Origin of the sequence: Shinella sp. CPCC 101442 (genome assembly GCF_024704725.1) — a bacterium.
In the GTDB taxonomy this organism is placed as follows: domain Bacteria; phylum Pseudomonadota; class Alphaproteobacteria; order Rhizobiales; family Rhizobiaceae; genus Shinella.
In genome coordinates, this window is record NZ_JALIQS010000003.1 from 617,210 (window position 1) to 639,228 (window position 22,019).

The 22,019-nt window shown below is 64.1% G+C and carries 17 protein-coding genes; 4 read left to right on the forward strand and 13 right to left on the reverse strand.

The annotated features are described in order from the left end of the window. Nucleotides 1-35 precede the first annotated feature (35 nt). The 5 genes from MUO32_RS13520 to MUO32_RS13540 all read right to left on the reverse strand — a co-directional run bounded on the left by MUO32_RS13520 (nt 36) and on the right by MUO32_RS13540 (nt 7,552). Nucleotides 36-2,384 (reverse strand): cellulose biosynthesis cyclic di-GMP-binding regulatory protein BcsB, encoded by a 2,349-nt coding sequence (locus MUO32_RS13520; protein ID WP_257948825.1) that lies wholly within the window; start codon nt 2,382-2,384, stop codon nt 36-38. Next, nucleotides 2,381-4,552, reverse strand: a complete 2,172-nt coding sequence (bcsA, locus tag MUO32_RS13525) for a UDP-forming cellulose synthase catalytic subunit (protein ID WP_257948826.1) — start codon at nt 4,550-4,552, stop codon at nt 2,381-2,383. Before bcsA ends, MUO32_RS13520 begins: the two co-directional genes overlap by 4 nt. A gap of 85 nt (nt 4,553-4,637) precedes the next feature. Further along, nucleotides 4,638-5,558 (reverse strand): cellulose biosynthesis protein BcsN, encoded by a 921-nt coding sequence (bcsN, locus tag MUO32_RS13530; protein WP_257948827.1) that lies wholly within the window; start codon nt 5,556-5,558, stop codon nt 4,638-4,640. 108 nt (nt 5,559-5,666) lie between these two features. Further along, the gene (locus MUO32_RS13535; protein ID WP_257948828.1) at nt 5,667-6,446 is read right to left on the reverse strand and encodes a LytTR family DNA-binding domain-containing protein; all 780 of its coding nucleotides are present in this window, start codon (nt 6,444-6,446) and stop codon (nt 5,667-5,669) included. Beyond that, the gene (locus tag MUO32_RS13540; protein ID WP_257948829.1) at nt 6,443-7,552 is read right to left on the reverse strand and encodes a sensor histidine kinase; all 1,110 of its coding nucleotides are present in this window, start codon (nt 7,550-7,552) and stop codon (nt 6,443-6,445) included. Before MUO32_RS13540 ends, MUO32_RS13535 begins: the two co-directional genes overlap by 4 nt. A gap of 282 nt (nt 7,553-7,834) precedes the next feature. On the opposite strand from MUO32_RS13540, the gene MUO32_RS13545 reads away from it, so the two are divergent. Next, nucleotides 7,835-9,946 carry a pre-peptidase C-terminal domain-containing protein gene (locus tag MUO32_RS13545; protein ID WP_257948830.1) on the forward strand — a complete coding sequence of 704 codons (2,112 nt, stop codon included), beginning with the start codon at nt 7,835-7,837 and terminating at the stop codon, nt 9,944-9,946. 36 nt (nt 9,947-9,982) lie between these two features. On the opposite strand, the gene MUO32_RS13550 is transcribed toward MUO32_RS13545, so the two are convergent. Beyond that, entirely contained in the window at nt 9,983-11,434 is a 1,452-nt protein-coding gene (locus tag MUO32_RS13550) for an amidohydrolase family protein (RefSeq protein WP_257948831.1), read from the reverse strand. A 172-nt stretch (nt 11,435-11,606) separates the two neighbouring features. On the opposite strand from MUO32_RS13550, the gene MUO32_RS13555 reads away from it, so the two are divergent. After that, nucleotides 11,607-12,269 (forward strand): flavin reductase family protein, encoded by a 663-nt coding sequence (locus MUO32_RS13555; RefSeq protein ID WP_257948832.1) that lies wholly within the window; start codon nt 11,607-11,609, stop codon nt 12,267-12,269. 180 nt (nt 12,270-12,449) lie between these two features. Continuing rightward, nucleotides 12,450-13,235: a GntR family transcriptional regulator gene (locus MUO32_RS13560; RefSeq protein ID WP_257948833.1), complete on the forward strand. Its 786-nt coding sequence runs from the start codon at nt 12,450-12,452 to the stop codon at nt 13,233-13,235. Nucleotides 13,236-13,285: 50 nt separating this feature from the next. Here MUO32_RS13560 and MUO32_RS13565 read toward each other — a convergent pair whose 3' ends face one another. From MUO32_RS13565 to MUO32_RS13595, 7 genes are all read right to left on the reverse strand, one after another. After that, nucleotides 13,286-13,771, reverse strand: coding sequence for a heme-binding protein (locus tag MUO32_RS13565; protein ID WP_244759516.1), 486 nt, complete (start codon nt 13,769-13,771; stop codon nt 13,286-13,288). Nucleotides 13,772-13,879: 108 nt separating this feature from the next. After that, nucleotides 13,880-14,476, reverse strand: a complete 597-nt coding sequence (locus MUO32_RS13570) for a response regulator transcription factor (protein ID WP_257948834.1) — start codon at nt 14,474-14,476, stop codon at nt 13,880-13,882. Further along, nucleotides 14,473-16,101, reverse strand: coding sequence for a sensor histidine kinase (locus tag MUO32_RS13575; RefSeq protein WP_257948835.1), 1,629 nt, complete (start codon nt 16,099-16,101; stop codon nt 14,473-14,475). Before MUO32_RS13575 ends, MUO32_RS13570 begins: the two co-directional genes overlap by 4 nt. A 33-nt stretch (nt 16,102-16,134) precedes the next feature. Then, nucleotides 16,135-17,580, reverse strand: coding sequence for an amidohydrolase family protein (locus MUO32_RS13580; protein WP_257948836.1), 1,446 nt, complete (start codon nt 17,578-17,580; stop codon nt 16,135-16,137). After that, nucleotides 17,573-18,667 carry an amino acid ABC transporter permease gene (locus MUO32_RS13585; protein WP_257948837.1) on the reverse strand — a complete coding sequence of 365 codons (1,095 nt, stop codon included), beginning with the start codon at nt 18,665-18,667 and terminating at the stop codon, nt 17,573-17,575. The genes MUO32_RS13580 and MUO32_RS13585 overlap by 8 nt, the downstream gene beginning before the upstream one ends. 1 nt (nt 18,668) lies before the next feature. Further along, entirely contained in the window at nt 18,669-19,817 is a 1,149-nt protein-coding gene (locus MUO32_RS13590) for an amino acid ABC transporter permease (protein ID WP_257948838.1), read from the reverse strand. Between the two features lie 84 nt (nt 19,818-19,901). Further along, complete coding sequence (locus MUO32_RS13595; RefSeq protein ID WP_244759522.1) at nt 19,902-20,921, reverse strand: amino acid ABC transporter substrate-binding protein; 1,020 nt, start codon at nt 20,919-20,921, stop codon at nt 19,902-19,904. 338 nt (nt 20,922-21,259) lie between these two features. Between MUO32_RS13595 and MUO32_RS13600 the strand changes: the two genes are divergently transcribed. Beyond that, a complete protein-coding gene (locus MUO32_RS13600) occupies nt 21,260-22,009 on the forward strand; it encodes an aspartate/glutamate racemase family protein (RefSeq protein ID WP_257948839.1) in 750 nt (249 codons plus the stop codon). The last annotated feature ends 10 nt before the right edge of the window (nt 22,010-22,019 follow it).

Below are 22,019 nucleotides of genomic sequence, written 5' to 3' on the forward strand. Positions count from 1 at the left end.
GGTAAACACCCGCCCGTCAGTCTTGCGGTGATACCTCAGGCCGAGCGGCCAAAACGGCGCAAAAGCCCTGATGTCGTGATGCCCAGCAGGATCGACAGGACGCAGAAGATGACCGCATAGGCGAGGATATTGGACGACAGCCAGTTTGCCGCGATCAGCCGGACATTGGCGAAAGTCCAGGGCTGGGTCGCAACGAACCGCGTGCGGCTGACCGCGCGCGTATCGAGCGTTTCAGCATCCTTGCTTTCCAGCGTCACATAGCCGTCGAGCTGTTGCCAGCGAACGTCCTGCGCCACGGCGTTCATGCCGGCGCGCAGATCCGCCCCGGTGGGTGCGGAGACCACCGTCCACACGGCGGTACGCCCTGGGCTGTCCCCCTGCGCCACCAGGAAGCGCGCCGCATCGTCGGGCGTCACCAGCGCCTCCTCGCCCGGCAACAGGCGCAGCGAGGAAAGCGAGATGTCGAACGTCTCCTGCAACCAGGCTTCGAACGCGGAAAACTGCCCGCGCCAGGAACCGCCCCGCACGCGCGACTGCCATTCGTCGAGCGCATCCTGCGTTGCGCCCTGCCCCGTGTCGCCGCCGGTACCGCCCCAGCTCGACGCGCTCTCGGCGTCGATATGCGTCTGGCCAAGCACCAGCGGGGGAAGCTGCGAGATCGTTCCGAAAAGGAGTGCGTCCCGCTCGCCAATCGCAAGCGCGGAGGATTCCGGCCGCACCTGCAGGGCCCGGCCGCTCGAAACGGCCATCTTGCCGAGGAAGGTCGCGCTGGTCGACAGCGTATCCGTGTCGAGACGGTCGAGATAGAGTGCGATCGGATCGACCGCGCGCGAATAGGGAAAGCCCGTTCCCGAGAGCGCCGCAAGGTTCGGCAGCTGCGCGATGCGGGCAAAACGCGGCATGCGGAATTCGGACGTGTCGAAAAGCGCAAAGCGCGGCTCCTCCGAAGCGCTGGAACCGGGCGCGCAGACCGCGTCGGCGGCGGTCATCAGCACGACCTCGACGTCGATACGGTTCGGGCCGGGTCGGAAATGGCGCATGGTCACGCGGATCGGAAGATGCCGGAAGATACCGCCGTTGCGGCTGGTGATCGGCACCGTCGAGGCGATATTGCCGTTGACATAGATATCGACATGGCTGCCCGGCTGCACCTCGGCCGAATAGGCGGCATCGAGCAGCAGCGCCGCCTCGCCATAGGCGCCGGCGAAGAAATCCGAGGGGATACCGACATCGAAGCCGGTGCGCAGGCGCCGGCCGCTGAACTCGGCCGTGCGCACGCCGAGCGAAGCAAGCCTCAACGTCGTCTCACCCGATAGCAGCGGCATTTCCGCCGCATTGCGCTGGCGCACGCTGAGCGCCTCGCGCGTCACACCAAGTGGCCGGTCGATGGGGGAAACCATACCCTCCACCGCCCCCTCGATCGATGGCCAGTCCGGTCCGCTGACGACGAAAATCTTGCGCTCGCCCGACGGCGCATCGACGAAAGTCGCGACGGCGGAGAAACTGGCGGACGCCGGCAGGCCGGGCAGCAGCGGTGAAAGGTCAGCGGCGGTGCCGACCATGACCTGCAGTTCACCCGCCCCGCCCGTCGCGGGCAGCGCATCGACCACGTCAAAAGCCTGGTTCGGCATCTTCGCCATCAGGGCGAGGCCCTGGCTGAGCCGCATCAGCGCATTGGTGGCGACGGGCTGGCCCATCTCGGGCACGACCATGGTGAACTTCGTCCGGCCGTCCGGGCCGACGCCGATCGCCGCAATGTCGTCCGTCGTGAGCAAGCGGCCGCTCGTATCGCGCGGCACCGTAAGATAGGTGCGCGCCGGATCCAGCGCCGTCCAGAGATCATAGGTCGAGCGGATCGTGCAGTCGGTGCGATGACGCTGCACCGCATTGAACGTCACGCGGTTGACGCCCGGCCGCAGCAGGCCGGCCGGCAGATCGAAGCGCATGTCCTTCGTGCCCTCGGCCGACTGCACAGGCGTTTCGCCGACCACGACGTCGTTTACGACGACGGTGAGGCTGGAGACTTCGGGCGCGACGACCACGGCGTTGGAATAGCCGAGATTGATCGAAGTCGCCGCCGCGGCCTGCTGCGGCGTCAGGTAGACAGGAAAGGAACGGCTCGCCGCCTCCCCTTCCAGCATCAGCGACGTTGCCGAAATGATGTAGCGCCGCGCGGCGGTGTCCGGAACTTCCACCTTCTTTTCCGGCACCTTGGTCTCGACGCCAGAAGCACCACCGTCGGTGATCGCGGGTTTCATCTCGGTGGTTGGATCGCGCTCGCCCGACATGTCGAACGGCACCGTCGACTGCTGGGCGAACGCGACAGACGCGGAAAGCGTGAAAGCCAGGCCGAGCAGCGCAGCCTTTGCGGGAGCGAACGTCACGGTGTGGTCTCCCCCTTGCGTGCGCCACCGAAGCTGCGCACGAAATAGATGAGCCCACGGCTCGTCTGGTAGGCAGCAATGCCGAGGAACCACAGGGTACCGCGGAACAGGCCGGGATTGTAGCGGCGAGAGACCTGGAAGTCGCTCCACTGGTTGGAATTGGCGAAGATGAGGTCGGCGACGAGCGAATGGTGACGCGCCACCTCCGGCATGAAGCGGCAGCCCACGGCCAGCACGCTGCCGAGGCTTTCGACATTGCGCACCTCGATGGGCAGCGATTCCTCATCCGCCGCGCCGGAGGGCGTGAAGCGCAAATAGCCGCGCGTCTTCGCCTCCATCTGCCCCTCCAGCCCGAAGACCTGCACGCGCGCGCCATTGGCCGAGACGTTTTCGAGCGTCGACGGATAGTCACGGCCATCCATGACGAAGGTGCAGCGGCGCTTGACCGTCACGCGTCGGCTCGACGCTCGCTCGCTGCGCTCGGACACGACGCCCAGCGCACAGCCGGCGATCAGGAGGTTGAGGAGGTTCCAGCCGCCGACCACGAAGGTGACGTCCGCCTTGAAGGGCTCGGTATAGAAACGGTAGACGCTGACGAGGAAGGCGACGAACAGCACGCCGAAGATGACGAAGAACGGTCGGCTGATCTCCGACAGGCGCGACACCCGGATGGATTCGTCCTTCGCCGTCACCTTGAAGGTCGGTTTTGTCGGGTTGAGCATGACGGAGACGACGGCGGGCAGCAGGTGCACGCTCTGCACATACTCGTAAAGCTCGGAAATCCAGGGCCAGCGGAACGATCCATAAAGATAGTTCTGCATCATTAGGTTCACGAGCATGTAGGCGAGCGTATAGCCCAAAAACTCGCCGCCGGAGGCCGTGAAGATTTCCAGGTCGAAGAAGAGGTAGAAGAGCGGCGCGACGAGGAAGATCGTGCGCGGGAACGGGAACAGCCAGAACAGCATGGACGACATGTAGCAGAGCCGCTGCGGCACCGAGAGCCCACGCTTGAAGAGCGGGAAGCGAAAACGCAGGATCTGCATCATGCCCTGCGCCCAGCGGCTGCGCTGGCCGATGAAGCTGGCGAAGGTCGCGGGCTGCAGGCCGGCGATCAGCGGCCTGTCGACATAGACGCTGTTCCAGCCGCGCGAATGCAGCGAAAGCGCGGTCTCGCAATCCTCCGTGATCGAAAGGCCCGAAAAGCCGCCGGCCTCGTTGAGGGCGGTGCGCCGCAGCACTGCCGCCGAACCGCAGAAGAACGACGCGTTCCACTTGTCGAGACCACGCTGAATGATGCCGTAGAACATCTCGTTCTCGCTCGGCATGTTTTCGAAGGTGCGCAGGTTCCGCTCCAGCGGATCGGGATTGAGAAAGAAGTGCGGCGTCTGCACAAGGAAAAGTTTGGGATCATCGGCAAAAAAGCCGACCGTCTCGCGCAGAAAGTCGCGTGCCGGTGCGTGATCGGCATCGAAGATGGCGATGAGTTCGCCCGTCGAATACTGCATGCCGTTGTTCATGTTGCCGGCTTTGGCATGCTCGTTGCGGGCGCGCGTCAGGTAGTTGACGCCGAGATCGCGGCAGAGCGCCTGAAGCTCGCGGTGCCGCGCTTCGGCCGTCTGCGCCTCGATGACGGCTGCGGCATTGCGCTTCTGCTCCGTGCCGCCGTCGTCGAGCAGCCATACGGTCAGTTTGTTGGCCGGATAGTCCATGGCCTTGGCGGCGGCGAGCGTGTTGGCGAGAAGGCCGATATCCTCGTTGTAACTCGGCACGAAGACGTCGACGGAGGGGAGCCGGCCCTCCTCCGCGATGCGGCTCTTGCGCGACGGCAACGGCATCGCCACGACGAACAGGCTGAGCGCCAGCATCATGACGCTGTACATCTCGGCGAGATAGAGCAGGAAACCGGGGATGAAGTTTTCCAGCTGGTTCAATGGCGGCAGCGTGCTCGTCGTGCGCCAATAGACGTAGCGCAGGACGATGGCCGTGCCGAAGGCAAGCGCAATGAGGCGCCAGATGCCTTCCGCGCGCAGCACCTTGATGACCGCCATGAGGGTGACGACCGCAATGCTCGCGATCAGCTGGGTCTGCAGGTTGATCGGCAAAGTGATGACGAGGATCACAAGGGCGGAGACGAGCGCCCACAGGATAATCGTGCCGGTATGTTTCATACGCCGTCCTTCGCCATCATAGCGTTTCAACCCGGACCTTATGCATTATTATGTTAAGGAAAAATTAGGCCGGGCGGCGGGTTTGTCAATTACAGGTTGCTGACCCTGACGCCCCTGTAACGCAAACGGGTGACGGCACCACGACCGCCTCATCCTCCGGGGTTGTCGTCGTGGTCGTCGCCGAGCCTCCGGTGGGCGACGGCACGACGACGACATCCTTTGCCACCACCTGCTCCGTGCGCCGGTTAAGCGGTTTTGTTTCGGCAATATGCCGGGTAACCGGTGCCTGCTCCACGGTCTCGACGCTCACGACCGCACGACGCGGCTCCTCGATCGCGACGCGCAGCGGCTTGCCGCCCCCAACCTCGGCATCCACGGAGGCTGGAGTTCCATAGGGGTTCCAGGTCGCGCCGGAGAAGCCGCCGACGATGGTATAACCATACATCAGCTCGACAAGCTGCTTCTCGCTCGCGCCCGCCTGGCAGACACGCAGGCGGATCTGAAGCATGCCGAAGCTGTTCATGAGGTTGCGGTCGGCCTCGTCCGAACGGATCTGCTGCCAACCATAGAGGCAACCGTCATTGCCGGCGCCCGGACCATAGGCATAGCCGAAGGGACCGTAGGTGTTGCGCACGAAATTGCTGGAGATCGTCAGGCGTGCGCCGGGAAAATAGCTGCGGATTTCCGCCTGGATCGCCGAATGGCGCACCGGCCTGAAGCTCAGCGCACCACCCGGCATGGCAACCGTCTCGGCCGGGCCGAACGCCTGGATGCTGATGAAATTCTGCCCCGATGACGTGGCCGAGGTGGAAAGCGCGATCTGCTGCTCGACGGCGTTGGTATATTGGCGCTGGATCACGCTGACGATGGAGAGCGTGCCCGGAGCGGGCAGCACCAGTGCGTTTGCCGTCGAAACGGTCGAGGAGAGCGTTGCCACGCCGGCCCCTGGCCGCGCCGCGCAACCGCCAAGCACCGCTGCGGCCAGCGCCGCGAGCAGGGAGCTCATCCGAAAGAGGCCGCCGCCACGGCCGAAAAAACGAATCGCTGCCGAATCATCCATGCCTACTCATATTTCGACCGGCGCCGAATAGGAATCCCCAGATCCCATCACACGCTAAAGAGCGACAAGCTTCATGCAAGACAGGTAGCTGCGGCCGATACGGACCTCGCTGCCATCGAGAAGTTCGGCAAACCAGGCACCGTGCCGTCCGCGCCGGAACCCCTTGATGGCTTCCATGCGCAGGATGGTGGAGCGGTGGACACGAATGAACTGTTCGGCTGGCAACCGGCTTTCCAGCGAGGCCAGCGTTTCATCGAGCAGATAGGTTTCGCCTTCCGCATAGAGGCGTGCATAGTCCCGCTCCGCATCGATGCGGGTTACGCCCGCCGCCGAAACACGCAGCAACCGCCCGCGCGAACGCACCCAGAAGGGCGGCAAACCGCTCTGCTCCTGGCGCATCGCCTGCCGGAGCGCATCGAACGCCGCCGTCATTTCCGCCAGCCGCTCGGCCGCGTTGCGGGTGCCGAGGCGATGGCGCACACGAAGAAGCGAGGCGGCCAGCCGCTCCTCCTCCACGGGCTTCGTCAGATAGTCGACGGCATCGGCCGCAAAGGCCGGAAGCGCATAGTGCCCGAAGGCGGTGACGAAGACGACCGCGGGCGGCGCGTCCCTCAACGCATCGACCACATCGAAACCGTCGCCCCCCGGCATGCGTACGTCGAGGAGCAGAAGGTCCGGCAGATGCCTGCGCGTCTCTTCGACGGCGGCGGCAACGTCGCCGGCCTGGGCCACCACCTCCACACCGCCGATGGAAGCGAGGAGCCGCGCCAGCCGTCGGCGCGCGATGGGTTCGTCATCGACGATGATGGCAGTCAGGTCCCGTTCGGCAATCATGCGCGATGCCACGGCAGCGTCAGACGAACCGCAAACCGACCCGGGCGGATATAGCCGCTGGAGAGCGTGGCCGCGCCGCCGAAATGCGTGGCGATGCGTTCGGCAACGTTGCGCAGCCCGATCCCCATGCCGGGGGGAATTTCGCCGTCTTCGTCCGGCGGCGTATCGTTTTCCACCGTCACGACCAGGACATCGTCGAGGCGTTCCGCCCACAGCGCGATCTCCACCGCCCCGCGCGTCGCGCCGACACCGTACTTCACGGCATTCTCGAAGATCGGCTGGAGGATCAGCGGCGGCACGCGGATGTCACGCGCGTCGTCATCCACCTCAAAGGAGACCTTCATGCGGTCGGAAAAGCGCGTGCTTTCCACGGCGAGATAATCCGACTGGAGCGCCAGTTCTTCGCTGAGCGGAATATCCTGCATGGGATCGAGCGTAAGCGTCTTGCGCAGGAAGGCCGAGAGTTTCAGCACCATGCCGCGCGCATGGGCGTTCGCGCCCTCCTCGATAAGACCCGCCATGGCGTTCAGCGTGTTGAACAGGAAATGCGGATTGACCTGATAGGCCAGCGCCCGCATCTGCGCCGACAGAGCTTCCTCACGCAAGGCCGCCATGCGCCGCTCGCCCTCGGCGAGCGCGAAGCTGTAGCACAGGACGAGATAGAGGCAGCACCAGCCGAAGAACAGCGACATGCCGAAGATCATGCCAAAGGCGAATTCCCGGATCTCGAACACCGCCGGCTGCGGGTAAACGCAGACGATATAGATGAGGTAGTCCGCGGCGGCAGAAACGGGGGTAGCAGCAAGCGACAGGGCGAAGGCCATCCCCGCCTGCTGCCAGAGCGGCCAGCCAAGCGTGCGCTTCAGCAGCATCGTCATGCCCGTCGTCAAAACAAGCGCAAAAGCGATCGAGGCGAGCTTGCCGGGAGCGGATTCGATCGGATCGGTTCCGGCAACCGCCCAGAGCACGCTCGTGGAAAAAAACACTGCAGCCCAGTAAGCGACGGCGAGACGGAAAACGGCCTTGCGCCGCTCCATTTTCTCCCGGTTTCGCCCGGTATCGCCCTGCGCCACCACCCCGAAACCGGCCTTGGCTAGACTGGCCATGCCATCCCTCGCATTCGTCACCATTCCCGCCGGACTATTCCGCCGATTGGCTCGCCTGTCGATAGACGCTCGTCGTCGCAGGAAGGCCGTTTGCAGAAATTCGCTCTTTCGACGGTAGCTGCCGTGCTCTATCCCGGACGCGGCGGGAGCGAACGAGATTCGACGACCGGCAAGGGTCAGCGTGCGGCAACGCCAAGCGGACCTCGCCGCTCCGCCGCCACGGACGGGTATTGCCGCGCGTGGCAGCATGCAGGATCTCATGTCGATTTTTAGGAGTTCATTATGTCTGATATTCCCGGCAACACCTCGACCAACGCAACCATCGGCAAAGGCCAAGCGATCAACGGTACCTTGACCTTCGCGGGTGACAGCGATTGGTACAAGGCTAGTTTCTCCGCCGGCCTCGACTATGGTTTCCGACTTTCCGGTGACGGCTCGTCACTGACCAACCCCGATCTTACGCTCCATGACGCCAACGGTACGGTACTAGTCGGCGGCACGAACTATTCCTCGAACACGGTAACAGTGAATTTTTCGGCCACCAATGGCGGCACGTATTTCGTCGGCGTCAAGGACAGCTCCGACATTGGAAATTACAACCTCGTCTGGCTCGGCAGCGATACGATCCGCCGCGACGCCAACACCACGGCGACGCTATCGCAGGGGCAGACCGTCAAGAGCGCCGTGGATGTCGTAGGCGATTCCGACTGGTTCAAGATCAGCCTCAAGGCCGGTCTCGACTATGGTTTTTCAGTCTCCGGCGATGGTAGCAACGCATCGCTGCCCGATGCGGACCTGATCCTGCGCGATGCGAATGGCACCCAGCTTGCCGGCGGCACGAACTACAACGACAGCACCTACACAATCTCCCATGCCGCCCAGCAGACCGGCACCTACTTTATCGACATCCGCGACAACGGCGAGGTTGGCAATTACAATCTCCGTTGGCTTGGCAACGACACGATCCTGCGCAACATCTCCACAACCGCCGCACTGGGCACGGGTGCCAGCATCACGAGTGCTATCGACGTGCAGGGCGATTCCGACTGGTTCAAAGTGAGCCTGAAGGCCGGCATCAGCTATGCATTCAAGGTCACGGGCACGGGCACTTCCCGCCTTCCGGATGGCGACATTTATCTGCGTGATGCCAATGGCAACAAGATTGCGGGCAGCACGAACTATAACTCCGCCACAGGCCTTGTCACATTCACCGCCCAAAGCGCAGGGACCTATTTTGTCGATGTCACGGATGCCAGTGACATCGGCCGATACATCGTTTCCAATCCCAGCCTCGACACCGTCTTCAACAACGTCAACACCGATCGCAGCCTGCTCGTCGGCCGCTCGACGACCGGCAAGATCGACGTGGAGGCCGACAGCGACTGGTACGGTTTCACCGTCAAGTCGGGCGTCACCTATCGCTTCACGGCAAGCGGCACCGGCGACGTCGCAGGCGCAAACGGCCTGAAGCTTGCACTGCGCGACGCGAATGGCAACCTGATCGATTCGGATTCCGATTCGGTCGCCGTCGTCGAGTTTACGGCGACGAGCAGCGGCAAGGTTTTCCTCGACATCGCCGGCTACAACAGCTCCATCAAAGGCAAGTTCATCCTGTCGGCCGTCTCCGACGCGCCGGTTCTGAAGGGCACCTCGGCAAGCGAAATGCTGACCGGGGGCGATAACGCCACGAAGATCTACGGTTATGCCGGCAACGACACGCTCTACGGCGCCGATGGCAACGACACGTTGATCGGCGGCACCGGCGCGGACACGCTCTACGGCGGTTCGGGCTCGGATACGGCCTCCTATGCCGGTGCGAAGGCGGGCGTCACCGTCAGCCTCACCAAGCCTTCGATCAACACCGGCGACGCCAAGGGCGATCGGTATTCCTCTATCGAGAACCTCACCGGCTCGTCCCATGTCGACACGCTGACGGGCAACTCCAAGGCCAACAGCATCGCCGGCGGTGCGGGCAACGACATCCTCAAGGGCGCAGCCGGCAATGACAAGCTGTATGGCGACAGCGGCAACGACAAGCTCTACGGCGGTGCCGGTGCCGACAAGCTCTATGGCGGTTCGGGCGCGGACACGTTCGTCTTCACCAGCGAAAAGGACAGCACCTCAAGCGCCCGGGACATGATCTACGACTTCTCGCAGAAGCAAGGCGACCGGATCCACCTGTCCGGCATCGACGCCCGCGATGCCACGAGCAAGAACGATGCCTTCACCTTCATCGGCGACAAGGCATTCTCCGAAAAGGCAGGCGAGCTTCGCTATTTCCACAAGAGCGGCGATACCTTCGTCTACGGCGACGTGGACGGCGACGGCAAGGCCGACTTCGCGCTCCGCCTCGACAAGACCATCGACTTGGTCAAGGGCGACTTCATCCTGTAAACAACGATCGGGGGCGGCCTTGGCCGCCCCTTTTCATTATTGTGCTACGGACTCGTAGCGGGTGTTGCGCCAGTAGCCGGCGGGTTCCGAAAGGCATTCTTCCAGCCCTGCCCGCTCGAAGGCTTTCCTCTGTTCGACGGCGGCCATTTCCATGATGTCGCCCGTATCGAGATGCGCCACCTTGCGGCCGCGCATCAGCACGCGCCCGTTGACCATCACCGTGTCCACATCCGCGGCGTTGGCGAAATGCGCGATGCGCAGCACCGGCATGCCCGGCGGATAGAGGTGGGGTTTGCGCATGTCCACGAGTATGATGTCCGCCTTCTTGCCCGCTTCCAGCGAGCCGATCTCGTTCTCCAGCCCGAGCGCCCGGGCGGCATCGATCGTTACCAGTTCGATTGCCTTGCCGGGCGGCAGATAGGCGGGATCGCGGAAGTGGCGGCGGTGATAATGCATCGCCTGCGCCATATGGCGGAACATGTCGTAGCCGCGATCCGGCGCCGAGGCATCCGAGGCGATGCAGACATTGATGCCGGCATCCAGCAGCTCCGGCACCGGGCAGCGGCCATAGATCGACATGATGGCGCTTGGATTGTGGATGATCGAGGCCCCCGTCTCCTTCAGCGCCTCGAAATCCTCCGGCGTCAGGTCCACACTGTGGCCGAGCAGCGCGAAGCGGCCGAGCAGGCCGAAATCGCGGGCGAGCGCAATCGACCCCTCGCGGTGGCCATCCTGCGTGAAGAGCACGCCGAGCCGTTCGCGCAGCGCCATGACGGCCTCACCCATCGCCGTAATCGCCTGGCGGTCGGCCGGATCCTCGATCTGTTTCGCATTGTAGACCGGCATCATCAGGCACACGCCGGTGCCACGCCCGAGCACGTCGTTCCAGCGCGTGATGAGGTCCTCGCTGACCGCGAGCTGGTGTTCGAAGGTAACGGCGACATCGCGCACCGGCCCATTGTCGAAGCGGCGGAAGCTGCGCGGGAACGGCGGACGGCGCGGGCCGACGGCGAGAATGGTGCGCAGGCCCGATTCCGCCGTTGCTCCGCAATGGGCATCGCCGAAGGCCGGATCGTCGGTGCGGATGATATCGGCGCCGCCGCCGAGCAGCGTCATGCCTGTCGTGACGCCGGCCATCAGCCGTTCGAGCATGGTCAGCCGTGCCTCGGCGCGCCAGAAATCCGGGGTCGAGCCCTGGGCATAGACACCCTCGCAGACTTCGGTCCAGCGGTCGACATCGCCATAACCGGCAGCACGGATGAGACCATGGCCGGCGTGGGAATGGCAATCGATGAGGCCGGGCATCGCCACCATGCCGGTACCGTCGATGATCTCCCTTGCACCCTCCGGCGGCGGCGTGTCGTCCTCGCAGGCGATCCCCAGGATGCGATCGCCCGAAACGGCGATCCAGGCCCGCTCGATGACGCGGCGCTCCCCGTCGACGGTCATCGCGGTCACATTGCGCAGGAGCACATCCGGCTTGTCCATGTCAGTCCCTCTCCATTCGCCAAACAACTCTACGTTCGCATTGTGTACAAAATTGTTGACAATATTTCCATCGAATGCCAGCAATAAATCGACGGCATAGCCCACCCGATCGCCTGCGCTCCTGTCCGGGCCCGCCGGCACCATCGCACAGGCCGCCACCCGAGGGGACCCCATGGAATTCGATTTCGCGCAACTGCCCGCCCAGGACCGCTACCGCCTGCTGGTGAGTTTCGTCGCTCCCCGCCCCATTGCGCTCGTGACGACCATCGACGGCGAGGGCTGCCACAATGCGGCGCCGATGAGCTTCTTCAACGTCTTCTCGCAGGACCCGCCGCTCGTCATCCTCGGCATGCAGATGCGCCCGAACGGCGGATTGAAGGACACGGTCGCCAATATCCGCCGTTCCGGGGAATTCGTCGTGCATATGGTGGACATGGCGATCGCCAACCAGATGATCGTCACCGGCGTCAACTTCCCCTCCGACGTGGACGAGATCGCCTTTGCCGGTCTGACGCCGGTGCCCTCGGTCAAGGTCGCGCCGCCCCGCATCCAGGAGGCGCCCTGCGCCATGGAATGCCGCGTCGCCCACACGATCGAATACGAGCGCCGCACCATCGTGCTCGGCGAGGTCGTGCAGATGCATGTACGCGACGAGTGCCTGGATGAACGCGGCCGCTATGTGCGCCCGGAGACCTACCAGCCGATCGCTCGCCTGCACGCCGACAACTACATCGTGGCCGACCGCCAGTTCGTGCTGAAGAAGCCGGAGGACCTCGTGCATTACGAGATCGCCGCAGGTTATGCCGATCCGCCGGCCGTCAAGACCGGTTCCTGAGCGAAAAACCGTTGCGCGGCCGTTAAAACGACCCATTTGATACCGGGAATCCCGGCAATTGGCGAAAATACCGTACACACTGCCCGCCGTGCCGGTTGCGGATCGTGGCAGTCGTCTTGTATTGCTGTGCTCAGCCGGACATCACCTTCAAGTTTTACTTGGGTAGTGAACGAAAACAGCATGGCTATAGAACGGTTGGCCGAGGCGGAGCGGCCGCCGATCGAGGGAGAGGCGATGGAACAGGCGTCGAAGACAACGGCCAGCGAACGCGCTTCGGCCACGAAATCCAGAAAACGGACGGGTCCGACCGACGAGCATATTCATGGCGAGATCTACAGCGCCATCATCAATCACCGTCTGCGCCCCGCAACGCCCTTGCAGGAAGACGCGCTGGCGGGCGCCTTCGGCGTGTCGCGCACCATCATCCGCAAGGTGCTGCAGCGCCTCGCACATGAAAAGCTGGTCGAACTGATCCCCAACAAGGGTGCATTCGTCGCGCGCCCCTCAATCGACGAGGCACGGCAGGTTTTCGAGGCCCGGCGCGGCATCGAATGCCTGCTGATCGAAAAACTGGCGCTGACCGTGACGGAGGAAAACATCCGCCAGCTGACGGACATGGTGGAAGCCGAAGCCGATGCGGTGGCGCGCAACGACAAGAAGCGCCGCGTCCAGCTCTCGGGCGATTTCCACCTCGAGCTTTCCAACATGGCCGGCAATGTGGTGATGCGCGACTTCGTGCAGGAACTCGTCTCACGCACATCGCTTATCATCGCGCTTTACGAATCCCCCGGCGCCGTACCCTGTTCGCATGGCGAACATGCCGAAATCATCGATGCGCTGAAACGCAAGGATGCCAAGCGGGCGGCAAGCCTGATGGATCACCACCTGCGCCACATCGAGGCGCAGATCGACCTTGAAGAGCAGCCGACACGCGTCGATTTCACAGCACTTTTCCGCAATACCTGACAGCAGGAAAACTCCGACTTCCGCATGGAAGCCGGAGCCCTTCGACAGGATTACTTCAGCTTGGCGCTGACGGCGTCGATGCCTGCGCGTGCGCATTCGTCGTCGATATCACCGCTCGGCGCACCGCCGACACCGATGGCGCCGATCGTTTCCTCACCGGCCTTGACCGGAACGCCGCCGGCAAGCACGAGCAGGCCTTCGATCGAAACGAGCTGGGCAGCGGCCGGGTTCTTGCCGACATTCTCGGCGATCTTCTGGGTCGGCGTGCGCATGGAGGCGGCGGTGTAGGCCTTGCGGACGGCGCTGTCGAGCGTGTGCGGACCGGCGCGGTCGGCACGCAGGACGACGCGGGTCACGCCGGCGCGGTCAACGACGGCAACGGTCACGTTGAACTTCTTGGCGGCGCAGGCCTTGACGGCGGCATCGGCAGCTTCGACGGCGATGTCGAGCGGCATGTTGCGCTCGGTGAGGATCTCGGCCTGGGCGGCGCCAGCAAGCGTCAGGGCGGCAAAGGCAGCGGCTACGAACGTCTTCATGTTGATCTCCATCTGGGGCCGCTCGGATCTCGTTGCGGCGACGTCCTTCTTTTCGGAGATTTCTTCCCTTTCCGGTATCGGTGGACGGACGGAGCGGGGTCCGTAGGACTACGGAGCCTGCCCGATCAGGGAAAGGCGCGCGAACTCCGCGACCGACGTCGTGCCCAGCTTCTGCGCGATGTTGGCGCGATGCGTATCGACCGTACGCGGCGAAAGTTCCAGCGTTTCCGCGATCTCCCGTGTCGACCAGCCTCGGCCCACCATGTCCAGCACCTCACGCTCGCGGTCGGTCAGCTGGGCGACCAGCTGCGCCGCCTCCGCCCGCTCGGCCCGCGCATCGAGGGCGCCCGACGCCTGCTGCAACGCTTCGATCAAAACCTGCTCGTCGATCGGCTTCGTGAGGAAATCCACGACGCCGGCCTTGAAAGCCCGCCGGCAGGCATGCACGTCGCCATGGCCGGTGCAGATGATCGTCGGCCAGTCGCAACCGATGGCACCGAGCCTTTCATGCAGTTGCAGGCCGGTGATGGCCGGCATGCGCAGATCCAGCATCAATACGCCGGGTTTCAGTTTTGGCGCCCGCGCGAGGAAGGCGGTGGGATCGCCGAAGGTCTCGATGCGAATGCCATAGGTACCGAGCAGCAGCGAAAGCGCGCTGCGCACCCCCTCGTCGTCGTCGACCAGATAGACCGGCGCCATCGTCATTCCGCTGCTTCCTCTCGTTTTGCCGTTTCCGGCGCCGCCGGCAATCGCACGGTGAAGACCGCGCCGCCGCCAGCAATGTTCTCGGCGGAAATGCTGCCGTCGAAACGCTCGACGATGCTTTCGCAGAGACTGAGCCCCAACCCCATACCGTCGGCCTTGCTGGAGAAAAACGGCTCGAAAAGCCGCGGCAGGATGTCGGGCGCTATGCCCGTGCCATTGTCCGTCACCGTGATGTGGTAGTTCGCCCCCGCATCCTTCAGCGATACGACAACCCGGCCATCCGCCCTCTCCCTCTGCTCCACCGCATCGGCGGCATTGCGGACGAGATTGTGGATAACCTGCTCGATCTCGACGGGGTCGATCCGGGCCAGAGCCGGGGCGTCCGGCAGATCGATATCGAGCGTGATGCCGCGCCGGTCGAGATCGATGCGCGAGAGCGCGACGATGTCGGCAACATGCCGGCAGAGATCGTGTATGCCCGCCTCCAATGCGCTCTTGCCGACATAGGCGCGCAGGCGCACCAGAATGTCGGCGGCGCGTTTGGCCTGCAATACGTTGGCGGCGAGCACGGTGTCGATGGGCGTATCCGCAAGGCCGTTCGCCGCCGCGATGCGCCGGCCGGCCTGGCTCTGGCTGAGCAGCGCCGTCAGCGGCTGGGTGAGTTCATGGGCGATGCCGGAGGCCATCTCGCCCATGCTGTTGATGCGCAGCGCATGGGCAAGCTTCGTCTCGTGCTGGCGAAGCGCCTCGCGCCGGGACGCCGCTTCCGCCGCCTCGCGGGCGATGGCGGCATCCTGCCGGTGCCGCAGCAGCGAGCGCACGAGAACGAGCCCCAGAAGAGAGACGGCCGCAAACGAGACGAAGGGCAGCGGCGGAAGCAACTGTGCCAGCGTGACCTGCCGTTGCAGGGAAAGCCGCAAGGGCTGCGTGGCGCTGACGATCGGCACGTCGAAGCTGATGGTCCGGGCAAGGAGGGAGGTTTCCCCAGAGGACGTGGCGCCCTCTTCCAGCAACGGCCCCTCCGCCGTGGAAAGCGTCAGCAACGCCCAGCGCGGCAGTTCCTCGCCCTCGACGAGTTTCGTCCCGTCGATATCGAGGCTGACAGCCAAAGTGTCGTCCATGCGTTTCATCAGACGGTAATGGCCGGGCTTGGCATCCGGGCCATAGACGGCCTTTCCGGGCGTCAGCTTCTCCACCGCCTTGAAGACCTGCATGGGGTCGGACGTCGTACCGTCCGCCGACGTCGCCGAACTCACTACGCCGGCCTCTTCGGCCGCACGCACGCTGACAAGATCGATGGCGACGATGCGTGGGTAGAAACGCAGGATCGACCCCGCGACAGGGCCGAAATCCTCGGACGGCTGCGCGCGGGCGAGGCCCAGCGCGCTGAGGCTCGTGAGATGCGCATCGTGCTGGGCGACGCGCTGCGAGATGATCCGTTGCAGCGTGCGGCCGCTTTCCGACACCTCCTGATCCAGCACCTGCCGGTGGCTTGTCACCGAATAGAGGCCAAACAGCACCACCAGCAGCAGCCAGCCGCCGGCAAGAGCAGCAGGGGATCGGAGAAAGGTCAGGCGTCGATGCATCGAAGGTGAAACCGGCTCAGGGATCGGGGAAGTCATCATAGGGCTTCCCTTCCGCCTTGGCGATCCGCAGCATCACGGATGCGAGAGCACCGGCAGCGAAAGCGGCGCGAGTTCCGAGACCGGTCGCCCGCGCGGATCGTTGGCCTGCAGGCGACGCACCGCAAAATCCTGCACGGCCTGCAATTCCGCAAGCGCGCCGTCGTAGTCGACCCGCGTCGGCCGGTCGTTCTCCATCACGCAGGCGCCGTCGACGAAGACAGCGGACACCGCGCGCTCGGCGGCGCAATGCAGCAGGTTGCGCAGGGGATCGTAGACCGGCTGCATGCCGGGATGCCTGAGATCCACAAGCGAGAAATCCGCCTTGGCGCCCATGGCAATGCGGCCGATGTCGCTCCGGCCGAGCGCCCTGGCGCCGGCCAGCGTCGCCACGTCGAAAATATCGGCCGTCGAGACATCGAACACCGTGCCGCCGGCAATGCGGGCGTTGATCAGCGCGGTGCGCATCTCCTCCAGCATGTTGAAGGGATAGCTGTCGGTACCAAGCGCCACATTCACGCCGCTGCGGCGGTAACGGCCAACCGATTGCAGCACCATGCCGCTGCGCGCGAAGGTGACGGGGCAATGAGCGACGCTGGTCCCGCTGGTCGCGAGACGGCCGAGATCGTCGACCGTGCGCTGTCGCGTCCAGGAATGGTTGTCGGTGAAAATGCAATGGCCGAGGATCAGATCCGGACCGAGGATCCCGAGCGTCTCGAGATACTGCACGGCGGTGAGACCGTGGCGGCGCAGCAGTTCCTCATGCTCGGCCATGGTCTGGGCGGCATGGATGGTGATCGGCACCTTGCGGCTGCGCGCAGCCTCCGCCGCCGCCTGCAACAGCTCGGGCGAACAGGTCTCGACCTGTGCGGGCGCGACGATGCCGCCTAGACGGCCGGAGGGATGCGCCTGCGCCGCATCGACAGTCTCCAGCGCGCGGGCGAAGGCCTCGCGACCACGGACCGCATCCCAATGGAAATCGAGGCGGTGACTGCCTTCCACATGCCAGGCCGCTTCACGGAAACCGGGAGCGGCATAGGCGCGGACGCCGCTTTCAGCCAATGTCGGCAGCCAGCATTCATGCGGGCCGGCAATATCGACAAAGGTGGTGACGCCACTGCGCAGGAGGTCGCCGAGCATGACCGTCAACGCGGCTTTCACGGCGTCGTCGCCGATCTCGATGAGCGAGGAATATTCGTACATCGCCTGCCCCCAGAGAGCAGCGGTGCCCTGGTCCTCGAACAGGCTTTTGGAAACCGGCTCCTCTCCGGAATGGCTGTGCACATTGACGAAGCCCGGCAGGACCATGCGGTCGCGGCCGGAGATTTCCCGCACGAAAGAACCGTCATAGCGGCCACCGACATGCGCGAAACCGGTTTCGTCGAAGGCGACGTCGGCATCGTTGAGATAGGCATGCCCGCCCGTCGCCGGATCATAGACAACGACGGTGTGGGCGTTGCGGATGACGGTCGTGTCAGGCATGGGTCGTCCTGAAATATCTTTCGAGGAAGCGGCTATAGGCGCCCATCAGGGCACTGAAGGTGAAGTAGACGGCAGCGGCGACGAGATAGCCTTCCAGCACCGCGATGCCCTGCCATTCCGGATCGCGGATCGCCGCGCGCACCGTATCGAGGAAATCGACGAGGCCGACGATGGTGACGAGCGTGGTATCCTGGAAGAAGCCGATGAACAGGCCGACCATCGGCGGAATGACCTTCTTCAGTGCTTGCGGCAACACGATCTTGCGCATCACCTGCCAGTAATGCAGGCCGAGCGACTTGCCGGCCTCCACCTGGCCGGCCGGCACGTCCTGCAGGCCGCCGCGCACGATCTCGGCGATATAGGCCGACGCGAAGAGGATGATCGCCACCTGCGCACGCACCAGTTTGTCGATAGTGACGCCATCGGGCATGAAGAGCGGCAGCATGACGGTCGCCATGAAGAGGATGCTGATCAGCGGCACGCCGCGCACGATCTCGATGAAACCAACGGCAAGCACCCGGATCGCCGGCAGGTTGGAAGCGCGCGCCAGCGCCAGAACGATGCCGAGCGGCAGCGCCAGCGTCAGCCCGACGAAGGAGAGCATGAAGGAGAGCGGCAGGCCGCCCCAGCTCGTCGTCGCCACCGGCGTGAGACCGAACACCCCGCCGGCCATGAGGATATAGAGCACAGGCAGAATGACGACGATCCAGACGAGAAGCAGGTTCCGGCTCCAGAAACGTGGCACCATGGAGACGCCGCAGACGCTGAAGAGCAGCAGCAGGGCCAGCAGCGGGCGCCACTGCTCTTCATAGGGATAGAAGCCGAAGACCATGTAGCGCAGCTTCTGCACAACGAAGGGCCAGCACGCACCGCTCGCCGCCTTGCAGGCTTCGCCTGCGCCGGAAAACACGGCATCGATCACCAGCCAGCCAAAGGCCAGCTTGGCGATGAAGAACATGCCGGCAATCGACAGCATACTGATGATCGTATTGCCCGGCGTGCCAAAATAGGCGGAGAGTTTGCCGAAACGCTGGGCAGTCGGCGCCGGCTGCGGCGGGGCCAAAACAAGCATCTGGACGTCGGCCATATCAGCGCTCCTTCAGCGCGACATGCGCATTGTACCAGTTCATCAGGAGCGAGATGGCAATCGACAGCGCGAGATAGACGCCCATGAAGATCGCGATCGTCTCGATCGCCTGGCCGGTCTGGTTCATCACGGTGTTGGAGACCATGACGAGATCCGGATAGCCGATGGCAATCGCCAGCGAACTGTTCTTGAAAACGGTGAGATAGGTGTTGGTGAGCGGCGGGATGATGATGCGCAGCGCCTGCGGCAGCACGACGAGCCGCATGGCCTTGCCGCGCGAAAGCCCGAGTGCGGCCGACGCCTCCCACTGCCCCTTGTCGACGGCCTGGATGCCGGCGCGCACGATTTCGGCGACGTTGGCCGAAACGCTGAGCGCCAGGCCGAAGAGCAGTGCGACGAATTCCGGCCGCACATGCAGCCCGCCCGTCAGGCGGAATTTTCCGGCGGTCGGGAAATCCCAGTTCACCACGACGCCGTTCGCCAGCCACAGCAGCAGCACGGGCACGACGAGTGCCGCAAGCGCGATGAGGCCGCCGTGGTTTGACCGGCCGGTCGCCACGCGATGGCGGGTGGAGGTGATGCGGATGACAAGCGCTGCCGCCGCGCCGCCGACAAGGCAGGCAACCAGCGCAAGTCCGCCGCTTTCGACAAGGGCCGCCGGCACGACGAGGCCGCTGTTGGAGAGATAGACGCCCGGCAGCAGATGGAACGCCTGCTTGACCGGCGGCAGGATCAGGATGATCAGCGAATACCAGAGGAAGAGATAGAGCAGCAGCGGCACGTTGCGCAGAAGCTCGACATAGACGAGCGCCAGACGTGCCAGCAGCGGATTGTGCGACAGGCGCGCAATGCCCACGCCAAGGCCGAGCACGGTGCCGAAGATGGCCGCGAGCAGCGAGACTTTCACCGTATTGGCAATGCCGACGAGGATGGCCCGACCGACCGTATCGGTCGCCTCGAAGGCGATGGCCGACTCGGTAATGACGAAGCCGGCCGGCCGCGTCAGGAAGTCGAAGCCGGTCGCGATGTTCTGCTTGGCAAGATTGCCGCTCGCCGTTGCGAACATGGTCCAGCCGACGAGGGCTACGAAGCCGATCGCGACAATTTGGTAGAAATAGGCGCGAAAGCGCATGTCATGAAGGAAAGCCATGAATCCTCGCCGCCAACATTGAGAAAGGAAGTGGGCGCGCGCACCGCCATGCGCGCGCCCGGGTGATCGCCTCGAAAGAAGCGATCAGCGGATCGGCGGCGAGTAGATCAGGCCACCGGCGTTCCACAGCGCGTTCGGGCCGCGCGTCAGGCCGAGCTTGGTGCCCTCGCCCACGTTGCGCTCGAAGACCTCGCCGTAATTGCCGACGCTCTTGATGACGTTGTAACCCCACTTGTTGTCGAGGCCGAGCATCTTGCCGAGCTCTTCCGTGGCGCCCAGCATGCGCTGTACGTCCGGATCCTCGCTCTTCAGCTTCTCGTCGACATTCGCCTGGGTGATGCCCTTCTCTTCGGCGGCCATCAGCATCCAGACCGACCAGGAAACGATATCCCCCCACTGGGAATCGTTCTGGCGGAAGGCCGGCGCCAGCGGCTCCTTGGAGATTGTCTCCGGCAGCACGATGTAGTCGGCCGGGTTGTTGGCGACGGCGCGGATCGAGGCAAGGTCCGAACGGTCGGACGTGATGGCCTCGCAGCGGCCGGAATAGAAGGCGGCGCGGTTTTCGTCCGGGCTTTCGAAGACGACGAGCTCGAACTTGCCGTTGATGGCGCGGAAGAAGTCGGAAATGTTCTGCGCCGTCGTGGTGCCCGGCAGGGTGCAGATCGCCGCTTCCGTCAGTTCCTTGGCGCTGGAAACGCCGAGCGACTTCGGCACCATCAGACCCTGGCCGTCATAAAACACCGTCGGGCCGAAATCGAGACCGAGCGATGCATCGCGCGAGAAGGTGTGCGTCGTCTGGCGCGAGAGAACGTCGATCTCGCCAGACTGCAGCGCCTGGAAGCGCGTGTTGATGTTGGTCGGGACGAACTCGACCTTGTCGCCGTCTCCAAAGACGGCAGCGGCGATCGAGCGGCAGATGTCGGCGTCGAAGCCCTGCATCCGCCCCTTGTCGTCGGGTGCGGCAAAGCCCGGCGTCGCCAGCGAAACGCCGCAGACGAGCTTGCCGCGGGCCTTGACGGTTTCGAGCGTGGTTGCGGCCGAGGCCGAGCCTGCTGCGGCCAGGCCAAGTGCGGCTGCGCAGATCGAAAGAAGTGCCTGTTTCATGCTTCCCCTCCCATTGGGTGTTGGCTGGGCCGGCGACGTCCACTCTGCAGCAGCGCCCGACCAGCGTCGCGATCTCCCGGATCACAAAAATTGTGTACAATGATAGAAATTCTACAGCAACAGATTCGTATATAAAATCTGCGTCATCAACCACAAACCTTGCCGGACAATGCTCATCATCATATGCCGGAATCGCATCAAGGACGCGCTTTCGACACTGCCCTCTCTGTGTATGATCGCTCGCGTGCGAACAGCCGGATTGACAGACGCATAAAAAATACAATACCAAATAATATAGTATACAATATTGGCCGCACAGGCAGCCCAGCGAGGACATCGTGAAGATCAAGCTGATCAATCCGAACACCACCCGCTCGATGACCGACCTTATCGCGGAGGCCGGCCGGGAGGTGGCGGCGCCGGGTACGGAAATCATCGCCGCGACCTCGCTCTCCGGCCCGGCTTCCATCGAGGGGCATTTCGACGAGGCGATGAGCGTGCTCGGCCTCGTCGACGAAATCCTGGATGGTCCGCGGGCCGATGCCTACATCATCGCCTGCTTCGGCGATCCGGGCCTGATGGCGGCCCGAGAAATCACCGATGCGCCGGTGCTCGGCATCGCCGAGGCGGCCATGCACGCCGCCACCTTCATCGCAACCGGCTTTTCCGTGGTGACGACGCTCGAGCGCACGCGCATCATCACCGAGCACCTCGTGCGCAGCTACGGCATGGAGCACCACTGCCGGCGCGTGCGCGCCACGGACGTGGCCGTGCTGGACCTGGAAAATCCGCAGTCGAACGCCCGCGCCACCATCCTTGCCGAATGTGAACGGGCGCTCGCCGAAGACCAGTCGTCCGCCATCGTGCTCGGTTGCGCCGGCATGGCCGATCTCGTGCGCTACCTCGAAGAAAAATTGCAGGTGCCCGTCATCGATGGCGTAGCGGCAGCGGTGAAGATGGCCGAAGCCCTGGTCGGCATGGGCCTGAAGACCTCCAAGCGCGGCGACCTCGCCCCGCCATTGCCAAAGCCCTATCGCGGCAAGCTCTCGGCCTATAGCCCGAAGGGCGCGGCGCTCATCGCAAGCTAAAGCATCACCA

Excerpts from the sequence above, each read along its gene's own strand:
- bcsA (WP_257948826.1), bottom strand. The coding sequence starts at position 4,552 with ATGAAACATACCGGCACGATTATCCTGTGGGCGCTCGTCTCCGCCCTT.
- MUO32_RS13560 (WP_257948833.1), top strand. The coding sequence starts at position 12,450 with ATGGCTATAGAACGGTTGGCCGAGGCGGAGCGGCCGCCGATCGAGGGA.
- MUO32_RS13550 (WP_257948831.1), bottom strand. The coding sequence starts at position 11,434 with ATGGACAAGCCGGATGTGCTCCTGCGCAATGTGACCGCGATGACCGTC.
- MUO32_RS13570 (WP_257948834.1), bottom strand. The coding sequence starts at position 14,476 with ATGACGATGGCGCCGGTCTATCTGGTCGACGACGACGAGGGGGTGCGC.
- MUO32_RS13535 (WP_257948828.1), bottom strand. The coding sequence starts at position 6,446 with ATGATTGCCGAACGGGACCTGACTGCCATCATCGTCGATGACGAACCC.
- MUO32_RS13555 (WP_257948832.1), top strand. The coding sequence starts at position 11,607 with ATGGAATTCGATTTCGCGCAACTGCCCGCCCAGGACCGCTACCGCCTG.
- MUO32_RS13540 (WP_257948829.1), bottom strand. The coding sequence starts at position 7,552 with ATGGCCAGTCTAGCCAAGGCCGGTTTCGGGGTGGTGGCGCAGGGCGAT.
- MUO32_RS13580 (WP_257948836.1), bottom strand. The coding sequence starts at position 17,580 with ATGCCTGACACGACCGTCATCCGCAACGCCCACACCGTCGTTGTCTAT.
- MUO32_RS13585 (WP_257948837.1), bottom strand. The coding sequence starts at position 18,667 with ATGGCCGACGTCCAGATGCTTGTTTTGGCCCCGCCGCAGCCGGCGCCG.
- MUO32_RS13565 (WP_244759516.1), bottom strand. The coding sequence starts at position 13,771 with ATGAAGACGTTCGTAGCCGCTGCCTTTGCCGCCCTGACGCTTGCTGGC.
- bcsN (WP_257948827.1), bottom strand. The coding sequence starts at position 5,558 with ATGAGCTCCCTGCTCGCGGCGCTGGCCGCAGCGGTGCTTGGCGGTTGC.
- MUO32_RS13595 (WP_244759522.1), bottom strand. The coding sequence starts at position 20,921 with ATGAAACAGGCACTTCTTTCGATCTGCGCAGCCGCACTTGGCCTGGCC.
- MUO32_RS13590 (WP_257948838.1), bottom strand. The coding sequence starts at position 19,817 with ATGGCTTTCCTTCATGACATGCGCTTTCGCGCCTATTTCTACCAAATT.
- MUO32_RS13575 (WP_257948835.1), bottom strand. The coding sequence starts at position 16,101 with ATGATGACTTCCCCGATCCCTGAGCCGGTTTCACCTTCGATGCATCGA.
- MUO32_RS13545 (WP_257948830.1), top strand. The coding sequence starts at position 7,835 with ATGTCTGATATTCCCGGCAACACCTCGACCAACGCAACCATCGGCAAA.